At 65.5% G+C, this 17,288-nt stretch carries 16 protein-coding genes and 1 tRNA gene; 9 read left to right on the forward strand and 8 right to left on the reverse strand.

Annotated elements, in window-relative coordinates:
* The first annotated feature begins 9 nt into the window (after positions 1-9).
* The 3 genes from dprA (at position 10) to ACFV4R_RS02160 (ending at position 2,998) form a co-directional block, all read left to right on the forward strand.
* Complete coding sequence (gene dprA / locus ACFV4R_RS02150; protein ID WP_377202167.1) at positions 10-1,194, forward strand: DNA-processing protein DprA; 1,185 nt, start codon at positions 10-12, stop codon at positions 1,192-1,194.
* Between the two features lie 168 nt (positions 1,195-1,362).
* On the forward strand, positions 1,363-2,250 hold the full coding sequence (locus ACFV4R_RS02155; protein ID WP_377202284.1) for a tyrosine recombinase XerC: 888 nt from the start codon (positions 1,363-1,365) through the stop codon (positions 2,248-2,250).
* 244 nt (positions 2,251-2,494) lie between these two features.
* Entirely contained in the window at positions 2,495-2,998 is a 504-nt protein-coding gene (locus tag ACFV4R_RS02160) for a DUF3145 domain-containing protein (protein ID WP_015937393.1), read from the forward strand.
* Between the two features lie 124 nt (positions 2,999-3,122).
* Here ACFV4R_RS02160 and ACFV4R_RS02165 read toward each other — a convergent pair whose 3' ends face one another.
* From ACFV4R_RS02165 to aceE, 6 genes are all read right to left on the reverse strand, one after another.
* Positions 3,123-4,358: a beta-ketoacyl-[acyl-carrier-protein] synthase family protein gene (locus tag ACFV4R_RS02165; protein WP_377202166.1), complete on the reverse strand. Its 1,236-nt coding sequence runs from the start codon at positions 4,356-4,358 to the stop codon at positions 3,123-3,125.
* Positions 4,359-4,547: 189 nt separating this feature from the next.
* Positions 4,548-4,793 (reverse strand): acyl carrier protein, encoded by a 246-nt coding sequence (locus ACFV4R_RS02170; RefSeq protein ID WP_009359314.1) that lies wholly within the window; start codon positions 4,791-4,793, stop codon positions 4,548-4,550.
* 83 nt (positions 4,794-4,876) lie between these two features.
* The gene (locus tag ACFV4R_RS02175; RefSeq protein ID WP_377202165.1) at positions 4,877-5,938 is read right to left on the reverse strand and encodes a beta-ketoacyl-ACP synthase III; all 1,062 of its coding nucleotides are present in this window, start codon (positions 5,936-5,938) and stop codon (positions 4,877-4,879) included.
* On the reverse strand, positions 5,935-6,864 hold the full coding sequence (locus ACFV4R_RS02180) for an ACP S-malonyltransferase (RefSeq protein ID WP_377202164.1): 930 nt from the start codon (positions 6,862-6,864) through the stop codon (positions 5,935-5,937). The genes ACFV4R_RS02175 and ACFV4R_RS02180 overlap by 4 nt, the downstream gene beginning before the upstream one ends.
* A gap of 88 nt (positions 6,865-6,952) precedes the next feature.
* On the reverse strand, positions 6,953-8,197 hold the full coding sequence (locus ACFV4R_RS02185) for a CdaR family transcriptional regulator (protein ID WP_045732889.1): 1,245 nt from the start codon (positions 8,195-8,197) through the stop codon (positions 6,953-6,955).
* A gap of 224 nt (positions 8,198-8,421) precedes the next feature.
* Complete coding sequence (gene aceE, locus ACFV4R_RS02190) at positions 8,422-11,163, reverse strand: pyruvate dehydrogenase (acetyl-transferring), homodimeric type (RefSeq protein ID WP_377202163.1); 2,742 nt, start codon at positions 11,161-11,163, stop codon at positions 8,422-8,424.
* Positions 11,164-11,590: 427 nt separating this feature from the next.
* On the opposite strand from aceE, the gene ACFV4R_RS02195 reads away from it, so the two are divergent.
* From ACFV4R_RS02195 to ACFV4R_RS02215, 5 genes are all read left to right on the forward strand, one after another.
* Positions 11,591-12,010 (forward strand): DUF3052 domain-containing protein, encoded by a 420-nt coding sequence (locus ACFV4R_RS02195; protein WP_015937387.1) that lies wholly within the window; start codon positions 11,591-11,593, stop codon positions 12,008-12,010.
* On the forward strand, positions 12,007-12,498 hold the full coding sequence (locus tag ACFV4R_RS02200) for a peroxiredoxin (RefSeq protein WP_377202162.1): 492 nt from the start codon (positions 12,007-12,009) through the stop codon (positions 12,496-12,498). Before ACFV4R_RS02195 ends, ACFV4R_RS02200 begins: the two co-directional genes overlap by 4 nt.
* Before the next feature lie 5 nt (positions 12,499-12,503).
* On the forward strand, positions 12,504-13,424 hold the full coding sequence (locus ACFV4R_RS02205) for a Sir2 family NAD-dependent protein deacetylase (protein ID WP_377202161.1): 921 nt from the start codon (positions 12,504-12,506) through the stop codon (positions 13,422-13,424).
* A gap of 114 nt (positions 13,425-13,538) precedes the next feature.
* A tRNA-Val gene (locus ACFV4R_RS02210) sits at positions 13,539-13,611 on the forward strand.
* Positions 13,612-13,738: 127 nt separating this feature from the next.
* The gene (locus tag ACFV4R_RS02215) at positions 13,739-14,029 is read left to right on the forward strand and encodes a hypothetical protein (RefSeq protein ID WP_377202160.1); all 291 of its coding nucleotides are present in this window, start codon (positions 13,739-13,741) and stop codon (positions 14,027-14,029) included.
* Positions 14,030-14,214: 185 nt separating this feature from the next.
* Here the strand turns inward: ACFV4R_RS02215 and ACFV4R_RS02220 are convergent, their stop codons facing one another.
* Positions 14,215-14,940: a FadR/GntR family transcriptional regulator gene (locus ACFV4R_RS02220; protein WP_377202159.1), complete on the reverse strand. Its 726-nt coding sequence runs from the start codon at positions 14,938-14,940 to the stop codon at positions 14,215-14,217.
* Between the two features lie 203 nt (positions 14,941-15,143).
* On the opposite strand from ACFV4R_RS02220, the gene gndA reads away from it, so the two are divergent.
* Positions 15,144-16,580, forward strand: coding sequence for an NADP-dependent phosphogluconate dehydrogenase (gndA, locus tag ACFV4R_RS02225; protein WP_377202158.1), 1,437 nt, complete (start codon positions 15,144-15,146; stop codon positions 16,578-16,580).
* A 117-nt stretch (positions 16,581-16,697) separates the two neighbouring features.
* On the opposite strand, the gene epsC is transcribed toward gndA, so the two are convergent.
* Complete coding sequence (gene epsC, locus ACFV4R_RS02230) at positions 16,698-17,282, reverse strand: serine O-acetyltransferase EpsC (protein ID WP_091720860.1); 585 nt, start codon at positions 17,280-17,282, stop codon at positions 16,698-16,700.
* Between the last annotated feature and the right edge of the window lie 6 nt (positions 17,283-17,288).

Raw genomic sequence — 17,288 nt, forward strand, 5'->3', positions numbered from 1 at the left:
GAAGCAACCATGACCCCGGAACGTCTCGCCCGTGCTGCGCTCTCGCGTCTGATGGAACCGCAGGATGCCGCAGGCCTTGCCTTGGTGCAGGTGGCAGGAGCAGTGGACGGGCTTCGGATTGCCACGGGCCAGGTGGCCGCGGGGCCGGGGCTCGAACAGGAAATTTCAGTCCTGCTGGCGGACAACGGCCCGTCCACAAGTTGGTCCGGCCTGGCTGCGGCCCTGAAACGGTGGCAACCGCGGATCCCGGACCTCGCACCCGAGCGGGACCTGGCCACCATGTCCCGGCTCGGCGGCCGCCTGATCATTCCTGCAGACGGGCTCTGGCCTGCACAGCTCGCCGATCTCGGCATCCAGGAACCCATCTGCCTCTGGTGGCGGGGCCACGAACAGCCTCTTCCCGCCCTGGAGAGCAGTATCGCCTTGGTGGGGTCCCGCGACAGTACAAGCTACGGGGCCTCGGTTACCGGCGATATTGCGTACTCCCTGGCGCAGCGGGGGATGACAGTGGTCTCCGGCGGAGCGTACGGCATTGATGCACATGCCCACCGGGCCGCACTTGCCGGCGGCTCGGGAGCCGTTCCCACCATCGCCGTCATGGCCGGTGGGGTGGACCGCTTCTACCCTTCAGGAAACGAGGACCTCCTCCGGGCTGTCTGCAACCGGGGAGCTGTGCTCGCCGAAGTGCCTCCGGGCTCGGCGCCAACGCGGTACAGGTTCCTGCAGCGGAACCGCCTGATAGCCGCGCTTTCAGCTGTCACAGTGGTGGTTGAGGCGCGGTGGCGGTCCGGGGCGCTCAATACCGCGCACCACGCCGAAACCCTGGGCCGTGCCGTCGCCGCGGTTCCCGGTTCGGTGCACAGCGCCAATTCGGCCGGCTGCCACAGGCTCCTCCGCGATGGGGGAGCGGTCTGCGTGACCGACGCCGCCGAGGTCGCCGAGCTTGCCGCGCCCAGCGGGACTGCCCTCCCGGACCAGAGGCAGGTTGCTGCACAGGTCCAGGACGGGCTGACGCTTGAGGACCTGATCCTCCTGGACGCACTGCCCCTTCGCTCCACCACATCGGTGGAGAAGCTGGCGGCGGTCGCCGGACTGGGCCACGACTCTGTCCGGGCCGGGCTGGGCCGCCTGGGCCTCCTGGGGCTGGCAGTCTCGGAGCGGGGCGGCTGGAAGCGGGGCAAAGCAACCGACTGACTGAATACAACCCGGCGCCGGCCGGCAACACGTCAGCATCACTTCACCGGTGGCCCCGGATCGCTGGTGGGCCGTGTCCGGCAGCCTTGCGGGGCCGGCACCTGAGAAAGTAGGAGGGTGGAACATGCTGAACAGCCCCCCGGGCTGCCCCCGACACTCCTGCAGGCCATGGAAGGGTTTGCCGCGTACCTTTCCGGCGAACGGGCAGTATCCCCCCACACCCGGCGCGCATACCTTGGCGACCTTGAGAGCCTGTTGGCTTTCGCTGCGTCCGAGGGGGCCACCGAACTCCAGGACCTCGAACTGGGAACCCTCCGCCGCTGGCTGGGCGCCCAGAGCCAGGCCGGGGCGGCCCGGGCAACACTGGCGCGGCGCTCCGCCACAATCCGGGCCTTCACCGCCTGGGCCCTGCGGGAAGAGCGCCTCGACGCCGATCCTGCTCTCCGGCTCAAGGCGCCCAAGCGTGAGCGGTCGCTCCCGGGGGTACTCCAGGCCGCACAGCTCGAACGGCTATTGAAGGACCTCGAGGAAAGCACTGCCGATGGTGATCCGATGGCAGTGCGGAACCGTGCCATCGTCGAACTCCTTTACGCCACCGGCGTCCGTGTGGGTGAGCTCGCCGGCCTGGACGTGGACGACCTGGATCCGGACCGCAGGACACTTCGGGTGATCGGCAAAGGCAACAAGGAGCGCACTGTTCCCTATGGCGTGCCGGCTGCCCTGGCTGTCGACGACTGGCTGCGCCGGGGGCGGCCGCTGATGGCCAAGGACACCAGCGGGCCGGCATTGTTCCTCGGGCTCCGGGGCGGCCGGGTGGACCAGCGCCAGGTCCGTACCGTTGTCCATGGCCTCTTCGAAGCGATGGGGGATACCTCCGCCTCGGGTCCGCACGCACTGCGGCACTCGGCGGCCACCCACCTATTGGATGGCGGAGCGGACTTGCGTGCCGTCCAGGAAATCCTGGGCCACAGCAGCCTTGCAACCACCCAGATCTACACCCATGTGTCGGTGGACCGGCTGCGGAAAAGCTACCAGCAGGCCCACCCGAGGGCCTGAGCTGAGATGAGGCGCATCGCACTGGCGTAACCGGGCGGGGTACGGCACAATAAGAGTCACGTCCGGCAACTTTCAAGTGCCTCTTGAAGCTCTCAGGTCTCATGAGGCACATCGAGTCCGGACACTGTTTTATCTGATACAGCTAAATAACCAGGCAGGGCACAGCCGCCGCAGCACGAGGCGCAGAAGTTCCATCCAGGCACAGGTCGTTGGGGAAGACGTACCTAGAGCTATGGAGGATGGAATGTCTGTTGCAATGACCCGCGGTGTGCTGTTCGTTCACTCGGCCCCTACGGCCCTGTGCCCTCATGTCGAGTGGGCCATTGGATCCGTCGTGGACAAGCGCACGGATCTTGAGTGGACCCCTCAGCCTGCCGCGCCCGGAATGTTCCGGGCCGAGCTGTCCTGGGCCGGAACTCCCGGCACCGGGTCCAAACTGGCGTCGTCGCTTCGAGGGTGGGCCCACCTGCGCTACGAAGTCACTGAGGAACCCAGCCAGGGTGTCGACGGCGGCCGCTGGTCCCACACTCCGGAATTGGGCATATTCCACGCGGTCACGGATGTGCACGGAAACATCATGGTCTCCGAGGACCGGATCCGCTATGCCTACGAATCGGGCGCCGGCGATCCGTCCGCCGTCTACCACGAGCTCTCGCTCGCGTTGGGCGAGGCGTGGGACGAGGAACTCGAGCCGTTCCGTCACGCAGCGGAGGGCGCACCTGTGCGCTGGCTCCACCAGGTGGGCTGACCGCCGTCGTTCCCCCCGTTGCAGTACCGCAAAGCTCCATAGCAAAAGGAGGAGGCCCCGCCTGATGGCGGGGCCTCCTCCTTTGTGCGGCAGTGCCGGCCCGGAGAGCGGGCGGCCGGAAGTCCTAGACGCTGCGGATGGCAACGACGGCGTTGTGGCCACCGAAGCCGAACGAGTTGCTGAGTGCCACGATGTTGCCGGCCGGAAGGTCCCGTGCGGACGTTACGACGTCGAGCGGGATCTCGGGGTCCTGATTTTCCAGGTTGATCGTTACCGGCGCTTTGCGCTCGTAGACGGCCAGGACCGTCAGGACAGCCTCCACGGCGCCAGAGGCGCCAAGCAGGTGCCCCATCTGCGACTTGGTTGCGGAGACGGCCACACTCTCAAGCTGGGAACCGAGGGCGGCGCGCAGGGCGGTGTATTCGGGCTTGTCGCCAACGGGCGTGGACGTGGCGTGTGCATTGACGTGCACAACGTCCTCGGCCTGGATCCGGCCGTCGAACATTGCAGCCTTAAGTGCTCGGGTGGCGCCCAGGCCCTCAGGGTCCGGAGCCGTGATGTGGTACGCGTCAGCGGTGACGGATGTGCCGGCCAGTTCACCGTAGATGCGGGCGCCGCGGGCGAGGGCATGTTCCTCTGCCTCAAGGACCAGGGCACCGGCGCCTTCGCCCATAACGAAGCCGTCGCGGTCGATGTCGTAGGGACGGGACGCCCGCTGCGGGTCGTCGTTCCTGCGGGACAGGGCCTGCATGGACGCGAAAGCGGCCAGGGGCATGGGATGGATGGCTGCCTCGGCGCCGCCGCACATGACCACGTCAGCCTTGCCGGAGCGGATCAGTTCCAGCCCCAGGTGCATGGCCTCGGTGCCCGAAGCGCAGGCCGAGACAGGAGTGTGGGCGCCGGCCCGGGCACCCAAGTCGAGGCTGACGGCTGCGGCAACACCGTTGGGCATGAGCATGGGAACGGTCATTGGCAGGACCCGGCGGGGGCCCTTTTCCTTCAGCGTGTCCCAGGCGTCCAGCAGCGTCCAGACGCCGCCGATGCCGGTGGCGAATGCCACGGCCAGCCGGTCCTGGTCGATCTCGGTGATGCCTGAGTCGGCCCACGCCTCGCGGGCCGCGATCACGCCGAATTGGGTGGAGGGGTCCATGCGCTTGGCCTCGACGCGCGAAAGGACGTCGAGGGCGGGGGTGCTGCAGCGTGCCGCGAAGTGCACGGGAAGTTCATACTTGGCCACCCAGTCGTCCTCCAGGGTGCGGGCACCGGAGACCCCCTTGAGCGCGTTCTTCCACATTGTGGGTACATCGCCGCCGATGGGTGTGGTGGCACCCAGTCCGGTGATGACTACTTTGCGTGTCATGGGATCACTCTTTCGTCGGTGGGAAACCGTCTCCGTTTGCCGGAGGGTCCCGCATCTTGATGGCCGGCGCCGCCAGTGTGGAGGCCGGCGCCAGGTAAAGCAAAAAGTGGCTGGAAATACGGCGGGCTGCCGGCCCGGTCATCCGGACCGGCAGCCCTGGCCATGCCGCAGGAGCGGCGGAAGCTGTAACTAGGCCTGTGCGCCGGCGATGAAGCTGACGGCGTCGCCAACGGTCTTGAGGTTCTTGACCTCTTCGTCCGGAATACGGACGCCGAACTTCTCTTCGGCGTTGACCACGATGGTCATCATCGAGATGGAGTCAATGTCCAGGTCCTCGGTGAAGGACTTGTCCAGCTCCACGGCCTCGGGGGCCAGGCCGGTTTCCTCGTTGACGATTTCAGCCAGGCCGGCCAGGATCTCTTCGTTGCTAGCCATTGATGGCTCCTTTTCTTGTATTGCCGGCAGGGGCTGCCGGAAATGGATCAGGCCGCGGATGCGGCCCCTTTGATGGGACGATGCTAGGGAAGGACAATAACCTGTGCGCCGAAAACCAGGCCCGCGCCGAAGCCGATCTGCAGGGCCAGCCCGCCGCTAAGCTCCGGGTTTTCCTGCAGCAGGCGGTGGGTTGCCAGCGGAATGGAAGCCGCGGACGTGTTGCCGGCGTCGGCAATGTCCCGTGCAACTGTAACCGTCTCGGGCAGCTTCAGCTTCTTGACCATCTCATCGATGATGCGCATGTTCGCCTGGTGGGGAATGAAGGCCACCAGGTCTTCGGCCTCCACGCCGGCGGCGTCAAGCGCCTGCTGGGCGACTTTGGCCATTTCCCACACAGCCCACCGGAATACGGTCTGGCCGTCCTGCCGGAGAGTGGGGTAGAGCTCCTGTGCTTCTTCCAGCAGGGCAAGGTCGCCGGTGGAGTCGGACTGGCGGGCGGCCATGCCCAGGTCCCGGACATCAAGCAAGGAACGGGTCATGCCAATGGCATCCCACTTGCTGCCATCCGAGCCCCAGACGGAGGGGGCGATTCCGGGCGTGTCGGACGGGCCGATCACCACGGCGCCGGCTCCGTCACCGAGGAGGAAGGAAATGGTGCGTTCGCGGTTGTCGATGACATCGGAGAGCTTCTCGGCGCCGACCACCAGGACGTACTTCGCGGCCCCGGAGCGGACCAGCGCGTCAGCCTGGGCGATGCCGTAGCAGTACCCGGCGCAGGCCGCGGAGATGTCGAAGGCGGGCGCGGGCGTTGCCCCGAGCCGGTCAGCCAGGCTTGCCGCGGCGGACGGGGTTGCATAGGGGTGCGTCACGGTGGACACAATGACGGCGCCAAGGTCCGTGGCTTCAATGCCTGCCTTCGCCAGGGCTTCACGGGCAGCGCCCTCGGCCATGTCGATGACGCTGACGTCCGCTGCGGCACGGTGCCGGGTCACGATGCCCGTGCGCTGGCGGATCCACTCATCCGACGAGTCGATCCACTGGCAGACGTCGTCGTTGGTGACAATGACATCGGGGCGGTAGGCGCCAAGACCCAGGATGCGGGTGTGCTCCTGCAGGGGAGCCTGCTTTAGCGTGGGAACGCTCATGCGCCGCCCTCCAGTTCCGCGAAGAGCGCCAGCGCGGCGGAGAGGTCATCGGGAGTCTTGACCGCGACGGTCTTGACGCCGGGCATGCCGCGCTTGGCCAGCCCGGCCAGGGTGCCTGCCGGGGCCAGTTCGATGACTCCGGTGACGCCGCGCTTGACCAGGGATTCCATGCAGAGGTCCCAGCGCACCGGCCGTGACACCTGGGCGATCAGGCTTTCGACGGCGGCAGTACCGTCGGTGACTTCGCCGCCGTCGTAGTTGGACAGCAGCGGTACGGTCGGCGCCTGCGGCTTCAGCTGCGGCGCAATGGCCTGCAGGGCGCTGACGGCGGGGGACATGTGACTCGTGTGGAAGGCACCCGCGACCTTGAGCGGGATGACCCGCGCCTTGGCCGGCGGGTTATCCGCCAGGGCCTTGAGCTGTTCGAAGGTACCGGCAGCTACGGTCTGGCCCGCCCCGTTGACGTTGGCGGGCGTGGCGCCGGCAGCCTCAATGGCTGCCAGGACTTCCGCGGGATCGCCACCAACGACGGCGCTCATGCCCGTGGGAGTAACGGCAGCGGCGGCCGCCATGCTGTTTGCGCGTTCGCGGACGAACGTCATGGCTTCGTCCTGGGTAAGGACGCCGGCCAGGGCCGAGGCGGTGATTTCGCCGACGGAGTGGCCTGCGAGGACCACCGGCAGGGAACTGAGTTCAACGTCGAAAAGCGAGGAAGCTGCGATAAGTCCGGCGGCGACGATCAGGGGCTGCGCAACGGCAGTGTCCTTGATGGTTTCCTCATCCGAGGTGGTCCCGTGGGCCGCCAGGTCGATCCCGGCGATCTCGCTGAGGGCGGCCAGCTGGCCTGCCACCTGGGGCAGTTCCAGCCAGGGGGCAAGGAAACCCGGGGTCTGTGAGCCCTGTCCAGGGCAGACTATTGCAAGCACGTAACCAGCTTTCCAAATTACTGTGTGGTCCAGCGGTGTTTGTCCGCACCAACCTCACGGGGTCAGGTTGTAGGAAGTCTACAACGCCTTAGGTCTGATTCCGGGACGGTTGCCGCTCCGTGGCGGACTTCGGCGGGCCTGAAAGGCGCCCCACGACGAGTGCCGCCTGCAGGACGAATGCTTCGCGCGGCAGGAGCGGATCCCACCCCGTGACGTCACAAACCCGCTTCAGCCGGTACCGCACCGTGTTGGCATGGACGAACAGTTCCCGTGCTGTGGCCTCCAGCGAATGGCCCAGTTCAAGGTACGTCCCGAGCGTCTCCACCAGGCCGTTGGAGGCGGCCAGGAGGGGGCGGTAGATGTTTTTGACGAGGGAGCGGCGTGCCGCGTCGTCACCCGAGATGACGCGCTCGGGAAGGAGGTCGTCCGCGGCCACGGGACGCGGCGCCGAGGGCCAGGCGCGTGCCGCCGTCAGGCCTGCGAACGCTGACTGCGCCGAGCCGCTTGCCTCCAGCAGCGAACTGGCTTCCGGGCCGTACACCACTGGCCCGGGGGCGAACATTTCGCTGAGCTTCACATATGCGGTTTCGCGGTCCTGGACGCCGCCGAGGATGAGGATGAGCCGGTCGCCCTGGATTCCCACCAGCGCATCTTCGGCATACCGGCCCGCCATCCGCCGCAGTTCACTGACATAGCTGGCGCTGGGCTCTGAAGGGGAATTGCCCACCATTACGGTGAAACGCTCCTGCGCCTTCCAGCCGAGCGCGGCGATCCTGGAGCGCAGCGCATCCGTGTTTTCACCCCGCAGGATGGCATCGACAATGAGCGCTTCGAGCCGCGTGTCCCAGGAACCCCGGGATTCAGCCGCGCGGGCATAGACATCGGCTGCAGCGAAAGCCACTTCCCGCGAATACCGCAGCACCGCTTCCCGCAGCGAAGGCTGGTCCGCCTCGGGCGCGATCACCGGCACCTGGTCCTCGACCACTTCCACCACGATGCGGATGAGCTGGAGCGCCTTCTGCAGGCTGATGGATCGCGTCAGCTCGGTGGGGGCGGTGCCGAAAACGTCGGTCAGGATCCAGGAGGGGGAGCTGGGGCGCTCATACCAGGTGACGAATGCGGCGATGCCGTTCTGGGCCACCATGCCCAGCGCCGACCGTTCATCGGCGCTCAGCCGGCTGTACCAGGGCAGCGACTGTTCCAGTTGCCGCATGGTGGTGGTGGAGAGCTGGCCCACGTTGGCCCGCAGCTTCTTCAGGGTCTCGGACTTCTCCGGAGTGACCTTCGGCTGGCTCGGTTTACGCTTCGCAGGCTGCGTGGATGGTGCTGGCATCCTCCGAGCATACGGCCAGCAACCGGCAAGCTCCATTTGTGCGAAGGCTACAACACGCTTTGCCCTGCGTCACAGCGGGCAGTGCCCGGAAACGGACGACGGCGGCCCCCGCGTTTGGTGCGGGGGCCGCCGTCGTTGCTGCTGCCGGAAGGAGTTCGTGGTCAGTTATGCCGCTTCAGCACCGCCGAAGTCCGCAAAACGGGTCGAATTCCCTAAGGGAAAGGTCAGGCCTCGCCGCCGGTGTTGCCGGTGGTGCCGGCATTGACGTTGAGCAGCTTGTACTTCTCGATCGCCTTGACCGGGGCGCCGGCATCCACTTCGCCGCGGCGTGCCAGCATCTCCAGGGCACGCACCACGATGGAGTGGGTGTCGTTTTTGAAGAAGCGGCGGGCTGCTGCGCGGGTGTCGGAGAAGCCGAAGCCGTCTGCGCCGAGGGTGGCGTATTCGTTGGGGACGAATTGGCGGATCTGGTCGGGGACGGCTTTCATGTAGTCGGAGACGGCGACGACGGGGCCGGTGGCGCCTTCGAGTTGTTGGGTGACGAACGGGACCCGGGCGGGTTGTTCGGGGTTGAGGAAGGCTTCTTCTTCGGCGGCGAGTCCGTCGCGTCGGAGTTCGTTCCAGGAGGTGACGGACCAGACGTCGGCGGAGACGGACCAGTCTTCGGCGAGGATGCGCTGGGCTTCGATGGCCCAGGGCACCGACACGCCGGAGGCCAGGATCTGGGTCCGCGGACCGTCGATCTTTGCCGGGGCGAGCAGGTAGATGCCCTTGATGACGCCTTCGACGTCGAGCTCGGCAGGTTCTGCCGGCTGCACGATGGGTTCGTTGTAGACCGTGAGGTAGTACATCAGGTTCCGGTCGTCCGAGTCGGGCCCGTACATGCGTTCGAGGCCGTCGCGGATGATGTGGCCCATTTCGTAGCCGTAGGCGGGGTCGTAGGTGACGACGGCCGGGTTCGTCGATGCGAGCAGGGGGGAGTGGCCGTCGGCGTGTTGGAGGCCTTCGCCGGTGAGGGTGGTCCGTCCTGCGGTGGCGCCGATGATGAAGCCGCGGGTCATTTGGTCTGCTGCTGCCCAGAAGGCGTCGCCGGTGCGTTGGAAGCCGAACATGGAGTAGAACACGTAGACCGGGACCAGGGGTACGCCGTGGGTGGCGTAGGCGGTTCCGGCGGCGGTGAAGGCTGCCACGGCGCCGGCTTCGTTGATGCCGGGGTGGATGAGCTGGCCGGCGGGGGATTCCTTGTAGGCCAGGACGAGGTCGCGGTCCACGGACAGGTAGTTCTGGCCCTTGGGGTTGTAGATCTTGGCGGTGGGGAAGAACGCATCCATGCCGAACGTGCGGGCCTCATCCGGGATGATCGGGGCGATGTGCTTACCGAAGTTCTTATCCCGCATCAGGTCCTTCAGGAGCCTGACGAACGCCATGGTGGTGGCCGCCTGCTGCTTGCCCGAGCCGCGCTTGGCAACCTCGTAGGTCTTCGCTTCGGGCAGGACGATCTCGGCGTGCTTGGAACGGCGTTCCGGCACCGACCCGCCAAGGGCTGCGCGGCGCTCCATCATGTACTTGATTTCCGGAGCGTCCGTGCCCGGGTGGTAGTACGGCGGGCGGTACGTGTCCTGCTCGAGCTGCTCGTCGGTGACCGGGATCCGCAGGTGGTCGCGGAACTTCTTCAGGTCATCAAGGGTCAGCTTCTTCATCTGGTGGGTCGCGTTGCGGCCCTCGAAGTGCGGTCCGAGTCCGTAGCCTTTGACGGTTTTGGCGAGGATGACGGTGGGTTTGCCCTTGAATTCGGTGGCGGCTTTGTAGGCTGCGTAGACCTTGCGGTAGTCGTGGCCGCCGCGTTTGAGGTTCCAGATCTGGTCATCGGTGAGGTCCGCGACCATGTCCTTGGTGGCGGGGTCCTTGCCGAAGAAGTGTTCGCGGACGAAGCCGCCGGATTCGGCTTTGTAGGTCTGGTAGTCCCCGTCGGGGGTTTCGTTCATGATTTTCACCAGGGACCCGTTGGTGTCCTGGGTGAGGAGGTCATCCCATTCCCGGCCCCAGACGACCTTGATCACGTTCCAGCCCGCGCCGCGGAAGAACGCTTCGAGTTCCTGCATGATCTTCCCGTTGCCCCGGACCGGCCCGTCCAGGCGCTGGAGGTTGCAGTTGATCACGAAGTTCAGGTTGTCCAGGTTCTCGTTCGCGGCGAGCTGGAGCAGGCCGCGGGACTCGGGCTCGTCCATTTCCCCGTCGCCCAGGAACGCCCAGACCTGCTGGTCGGAGGTGTCTTTCAGGCCGCGGTTGTGCAGGTACCGGTTGGACTGGGCCTGGTAGATCGCGTTCATCGGGCCGATACCCATGGACACGGTGGGGAATTCCCAGAAGTCCGGCATCAGGCGCGGGTGCGGGTAGGAGGACAGGGCGTGGCCGGCCCGGGACTTTTCCTGCCGGAACCCGTCCAGATCCTCCTCGGACAAGCGCCCTTCCATGAACGCGCGGGCGTACATGCCCGGGGACGCGTGGCCCTGGAAGAAGACCTGGTCCCCGCCGCCGGGGGCGTCCTTGCCACGGAAGAAGTGGTTGAAGCCGACCTCGTACAGGGTCGCGGCACCGGCGTAGGTGGAAATATGCCCGCCCACCCCGATCTCGGGCCGCTGCGCCCGGTGCACCATGACCGCGGCGTTCCACCGCATGTACGCCCGGTACCGGCGCTCGTACTCTTCGTTGCCCGGGAACGGTGCTTCCTGGTCCACGGGGATCGTGTTCACGTAATCGGTGGTGGTCACCATCGGCACCCCGACACTCTGCGCGCCCGCACGCTGCAGCAGGCTTCGCATAATGTACTGGGCACGCTCGGTACCCTGTTCCCGGATCAACGCATCCAGGGACTCAACCCACTCCGCAGTCTCTTCCGGATCACGATCAGGCAGCTGGTCAGTCAACCCGCTGAGGATATGGGAGGTATCTTCTCCTGCAGCCACGTCCAACCTCTCTTTGCGCGCATAGATCGGCGCACTCAGGCCAGGCAGGGTGACTGCCCGGCAAACGTACGCCGTGTGCGACGTATCGGTTACATCAGCCCGGTCATGTGTGCCGGGCAGGGTTCCTAGAGCTCCTACGTCTGCACGGAGTTACAAGGTTGTTGTCCTGCAGGCATAGTCGTCATCAGCCACTCTAACCGTCGGGGCAAGCCGATGCGTAGCCGTGGCTTGGGCGCGACAGTTGTATTTCGCCGTCATACTGGTTGTGTGACGAAGGGCCGCTGCGACGCAGGCAGGAACCCCCGGTGTGACGCAGAATATGCGCAATTCCGGGTATGCCAGCTTGAAGCGCAGGCACAAAGGGTGTTGGCTTGGGAGTAATGGAAATCACTATGCAGAGTGCATATGAAACGTATTGGAGGAACACGTGAGCGAGGCCGACGCCGCCACTTCGGTAAATGTGGCGGAAAAATTGGGTTTCAAAAATGGGGATCTGATTCAGGAGTTCGGTTACGACGACGACGTCGACTTCGACTTGCGTGACGACATCGAGGACCTTACCGGCGCAGACATGCTCGACGAGGATGACCATGAAGTGGCGGACGCCGTCATTTTCTGGTGGCGTGACGGCGATGGCGACCTTGTCGACAGCCTGATGGACTCGCTGACCACCCTCAGCGAAAGCGGCGTGGTCTGGATCCTGACGCCGAAGTCGGGCCGGGACGGATACGTCTCGCCTGCCGACATCCAGGAAGCAGCGCCCACCGCTGGCCTGCACGTCACCACGTCGGCCGGGGTCTCCAAGGACTGGAGCGCAACAAGGCTGGTCAGCAGGAAGAACAAGTGACGCAGGCGCCCGCTGCTGCTGCATCCCTGCTGGCGGTTGGCGACCCGGCGCCGGATTTTGAACTTTCCAACCAGTTTGGCGAACCGGTCCGGCTGTCGTCGTTCCGGGGCCAAAACGTTGTTCTGGTCTTCTATCCGTTTGCCTTTTCCGGCATCTGCACGGGCGAACTCTGCGAGATCAGGGATAACCTTGCCTCGTTTGAGGACTCGAATGCCGCCGTCCTGGCTGTCTCTGTCGACAGCAAGTTCAGCCTCCGGGCCTATGCCGGCCAGGAAGGCTACAGCTTCGACTTGCTCGCAGACTTCTGGCCACACGGCGGCGTCGCCCGCACGTACGGAGTCTTCGATGAAGACAGCGGGATGGCCAAGCGTGGCACGTTCATCATCGACGCCGGCGGCGTCATCCGGTACACCGTGGTCAACCCCCGCGGCGAGGCGCGTAACTTCTCTGCCTACCGCGAAGCGCTGTCCGGGCTGGAACGGGCCTGACAGCAGTGGACAAGCCGCGGCATGGGGTCGGACTCACCGGGTTCGCCAGCATGCCGCGCGTCGATCCGGCGCACCCTTCCAAAAGGGAACTTGAGGCCCTGGGCCTGATCCGCGACCTCCTGTCGGGAGCGCCGTTCGCCCTGCTCACAGGGGCTGGCCTGAGTACTGATTCCGGGATTCCCGACTACCGCGGTCCGGGGTCCCCGCCACGCTCACCCATGACCTACCAGGAGTTCGTCAGGGACCCGGCCAACAGGCAGCGGTACTGGGCGCGGAACCACATCGGCTGGTCCCACCTCCGCCATGCAGACCCCAACCATGGACACCTCGCAGCAGCAGAGCTCGAGCGCCGGGGATACCTGACGGGCCTCATCACCCAGAATGTGGACCGGCTCCATGAGGACGCGGGAAGCACCAATGTGGTGGACCTCCACGGCAGGTATGACCAGGTGGTCTGCCTCGATTGCGGCCGTACCTACTCCCGCGGGCTCCTGGCTGGAATGCTGGGTGAACTTAATCCGGGTTTCCTGGAGCAGGCCGAGGAATCAGGCCTCGTGGAGATGGCCCCTGACGCGGACGCCACGGTGGAAGACCTGGGCCTGATCGGCAGCTTCGTCGTTGCAGTCTGCCCTGCATGCGGCGGGACATTGAAGCCTGACTTCGTGTATTTCGGCGAGAACGTGCCCAAGGACCGTGTGGAACGGTCTTATGCGATGGTGGATGAGGCAGCGGCCCTGCTGGTGGCCGGTTCATCACTGACGGTCATGAGCGGCCTGCGTTTTGTCCGCCATGCAGCCAAGGACGGCAAACCGGTGGTGATCATCAACCGCGGCGAGACCCGCGGGGACGACAAAGCCACCATCAAGCTTGAGGCTGGCGTGAGCGAATCATTGATGTGGTTGGCGGAGCGGCTTCCGCCGCTCTGACCGGCCGGAAGACCCGGAAGGCGGGGCGGGATCCCGATTCGCGTTTAGCCGCCTCTGTCGGGTAGAGTCTATGTTCGTTGGTTTGCGGCTTATCGAAAGCAAGCCAATCGGCAAGGGTCTTTAGCTCAGCTGGTAGAGCGCCACGTTTACACCGTGGATGTCATCGGTTCGATCCCGGTAGGACCCACAAACAACCCGCCTCGCGTGCTTCATTGAAGCACGCGAGGCGGGTTTTTTCTTTCTCTTTTCCTGGCACAGTGCCGGCATGGTCCACCCGGAGTGCGGTGTCAGACCCTCGCCATAACGTACAGGGCATGGAACACGTGATAGTTCGCGACGACGGCGATGGAATACCTGCATCTGTGGTTTGCCGGGGCCGGGAGTGGCTGGTGGGCGCCGAACCGGTCAGGTGGTTTGAACGGGTCAACTGGTGGGAGACCAACCGCCGGATGCCCAAGGGCCGGAGCAGGGTGGACGTAGAGGTCCTGCAGGTCCAGGTACGCCTGGGAAGCAACGCAGGCTCAGCGCTGACCACCATGCTGCTTGAGCGCGACGGGCTCGGCGGAGGATGGCGGCTGCGGGACGCCGTGGCGGACGCCGCTTAAGGGGCCAGAACAGGCAGCGCGGGGCTTCAGGGCATTGGAAAACCCTCCACCGCGACTATTGGGGGATGCCGCGGTGGAGGGCCTGAAATGAATATACAGTGAAGTTCCGGAAACAAGAAGTCATTCCGGAATGTGTGTCGCCGGGAAAGCGGAGAAAGCGGCCAACCTGCGGCTGCCCGTGCGGCTCAGTGCTTGACCGGGATGAAAACCCGAGGCTGTTCTGTCCAGGAATCGGACATCTGCGACATCGTCCTGCGCATGATGTGGTCGGATGCCTCGCGGGCAGCGGCTGCGTCGCCCCGCGAGATTGCTTCGGCAACATCCACGTGCCACTGCAGGGCGGCCTCGTGCGGATGGTCGGGCATGAGGCCGTGGACCGTGCGTCCGGTCAGCGTCTCGGCTACCTGGCCCATCAGGTTGGCGAACATCTCGTTGCCGGAGCCGGAAAGCAGCAGTGAGTGGAAGTGGATGTCGAGCTCGAGGAAGCGGGGCACCTCACCTTTGTTGCCGGCGTCGCGCATGGCGTAGGCAACGTCAACCAATTCCAGGCGCAGCGGCGCGGGTGCGTTCTGGGCCGCCAGCTCAGCTGCCACTGGCTCTACGGCCGCGCGGAGCTCGGCAAGGGACCGCAACTGGGCCCCGCGGGCGTTGCTTGCCAGCCGCCAGCGGATAACCTGCGGATCGAACGGATTCCACCGGCTGGCGGGCAGGACACGGATGCCCACCCGTTTGGTGGTCTCCACCAGTCCCAGGGACTGCAGTACACGGACAGCTTCCCGGATCACCGAGCGGGAAACTTTCAGCTCGACTTCGAGCTGTTCGGCAAGCATGAGGTGGCCTGCGGGCAGATCACCCGAGATGATGCGAGTGCCAAGATTTTCGATGGCACGGTGGTGCAGGCTGCTTGTCATGCTGCAAGCCTAGTGCGCAGCAGCGCCGGGCCATGCTCCGGGGATGGACCGCGGCACGCCCGGTCTGGTCCACTGGATGGGCGTTACTTTCCTGTGACCCGAAGAATATATATGCTTTATTCCGACAGCTTGATCAGCGCAGCGCCACCCCGCCGGGGCAGGCCAGCCGCACTTTCCGTCGTACGCAATGAATTGGAGTTTTGATGTCTGCACACATCGGTGTCACCGGCCTCGCGGTGATGGGCGCCAACCTGGCCCGTAACCTGGCCCGCAACGGCTTCACCGTGGCCCTGCACAACCGGTCCGTGGAAAAGACGGACACCCTGCTGGAAAAGTACGGTACCGAAGGCGACTTCGTCCGCACCGAGACCCTGCAGGAGCTTGTCGATTCGCTGGAGAAGCCCCGCCGGGTGCTGATCATGGTCAAGGCCGGCAAGCCGGTCGACTCGGTCATCGAGCAGCTTGAGCCGCTTCTCGAAGCGGGCGACATCATCATTGACGCCGGAAACTCGCACTACGAGGACACCCGCCGGCGTGAAGCGGCCCTGGCCAAGAAGGACCTGCACTTCGTGGGCGTTGGCGTGTCCGGTGGCGAGGAAGGCGCCCTGAACGGCCCGTCCATCATGCCCGGCGGCTCCAAGGAGTCCTACAAGGCCCTCGGCCCCCTGCTCGAAAAGATCTCCGCCAAGGTTGACGGCGAGCCCTGCTGCGCCTGGGTTGGCACCGATGGCGCCGGCCACTTCGTCAAGATGGTCCACAACGGCATTGAGTACGCCGACATGCAGGTTATCGGTGAGGCCTTCGACCTGCTCCGCTCCGGCGCAGGCATCGAGCCCGCCGAACAGTCCAAGATCTTCACGGAGTGGAACAAGGGCGACCTGTCCTCCTTCCTGATCGAAATCTCCGCTGAGGTCCTGGGGCACGTGGACGCCAAGACCGGCAAGCCCTTTGTCGACGTCGTGGTGGATGCTGCCGGCCAGAAGGGTACCGGCCGCTGGACCGTTATCTCCGCACTGGAACTCGGCTCGCCGGTGTCCGGCATCGCCGAATCAGTCTTCGCCCGTGCACTGTCCTCGCAGGCGGGCCAGCGCAAGCTCGGCCAGGAACTGCTGGCCGGCAACGAGGTTTCGGTTGAAATCCCGGAGACGTTCGTCGAAGACGTCCGCCAGGCGCTCTACGCTTCCAAGCTCGTTTCCTACGCCCAGGGCCTGGACATGCTGACCTCCGCGGCCAAGGAATACGGCTGGGACCTGAAGCTGGACGAGATCGCCTCGCTCTGGCGTGCCGGCTGCATCATCCGTGCGGAACTCCTCAAGGACATCACCAAGGCCTACGCCGCCGACGAGAAGCCCGCCAACCTGCTGTTTGCACCGGCCTTCACCAAGGCCATCGCGGACGCACTGCCGGCCTGGCGCCGCGTCGTGGCCACCGCTGTGCAGCTGGGCATCCCGGTGCCTGTGTTCTCGTCCTCGCTGGCCTACTACGACGGCCTGCGCCGCAAGCGCGTCGCCGCCGCCCTTATCCAGGGCCAGCGCGACCTGTTCGGTGCCCACACCTACGGCCGCGTGGACGCCGAAGGTACGTTCCACACGCTCTGGGGCGAAGACAAGTCCGAGATCGAAGCGGTAGACACCCACTAGCATCCGCTGACACAAAGCAGAAGGCGGGCAGTTCCAGGATAATCCTGGTACTGCCCGCCTTTTGCGTGCCTCCGGCCATGGTGCGTCCAGCTTCATTTGGGTGCGCCCGGCCGGGCGTCAGATGCGGTATTCGATGTCGTACTCGGCGGGGTCGACGGCGGGTTTGGTCTCCCGCTGCGCGTCGCGGTGCCGCCATTTGGCAGGCACGCCGGTGACGATCGACTCCGGCGGAGCGTCCTTGACCACCACGGCGTTGGCGCCCACAGCGCTGTCCCGGCCGATGGTGATGGGGCCGAGAATTTTCGCGCCGGCGCCAATGGTCACGCGGTCACCAATGGTGGGGTGCCGCTTGATTCGGGCCAGCGAGCGGCCGCCCAGCGTGACGCCGTGGTAGATCATGACGTCCTCGCCGATCTCGGCGGTTTCACCGATGACCACGCCCATGCCGTGATCGATAAAGAACCGGCGGCCGATGGTGGCGCCGGGGTGGATCTCGATTCCGGTGGTGAATCGGCCAAGCTGTGAAATGAGCCGGGCAGGAAAACGCAGCGCCGGGTTCTGCCACAGGCGGTGTGTCAGCCGGTGGATCCAGATGGCGTGCAGGCCGGAATAGGCGAAAAAGTTCTCGACGGAACCCCTCGACGCCGGGTCATGCGACCTGGCGGCGTCGAGGTCTTCCTTTAGTCGTGCAAAAAAGCCCACAAACTT

The organism is Pseudarthrobacter sp. NPDC059871 (genome assembly GCF_042731175.1).
Taxonomy (GTDB): Bacteria; Actinomycetota; Actinomycetes; order Actinomycetales; family Micrococcaceae; genus Arthrobacter.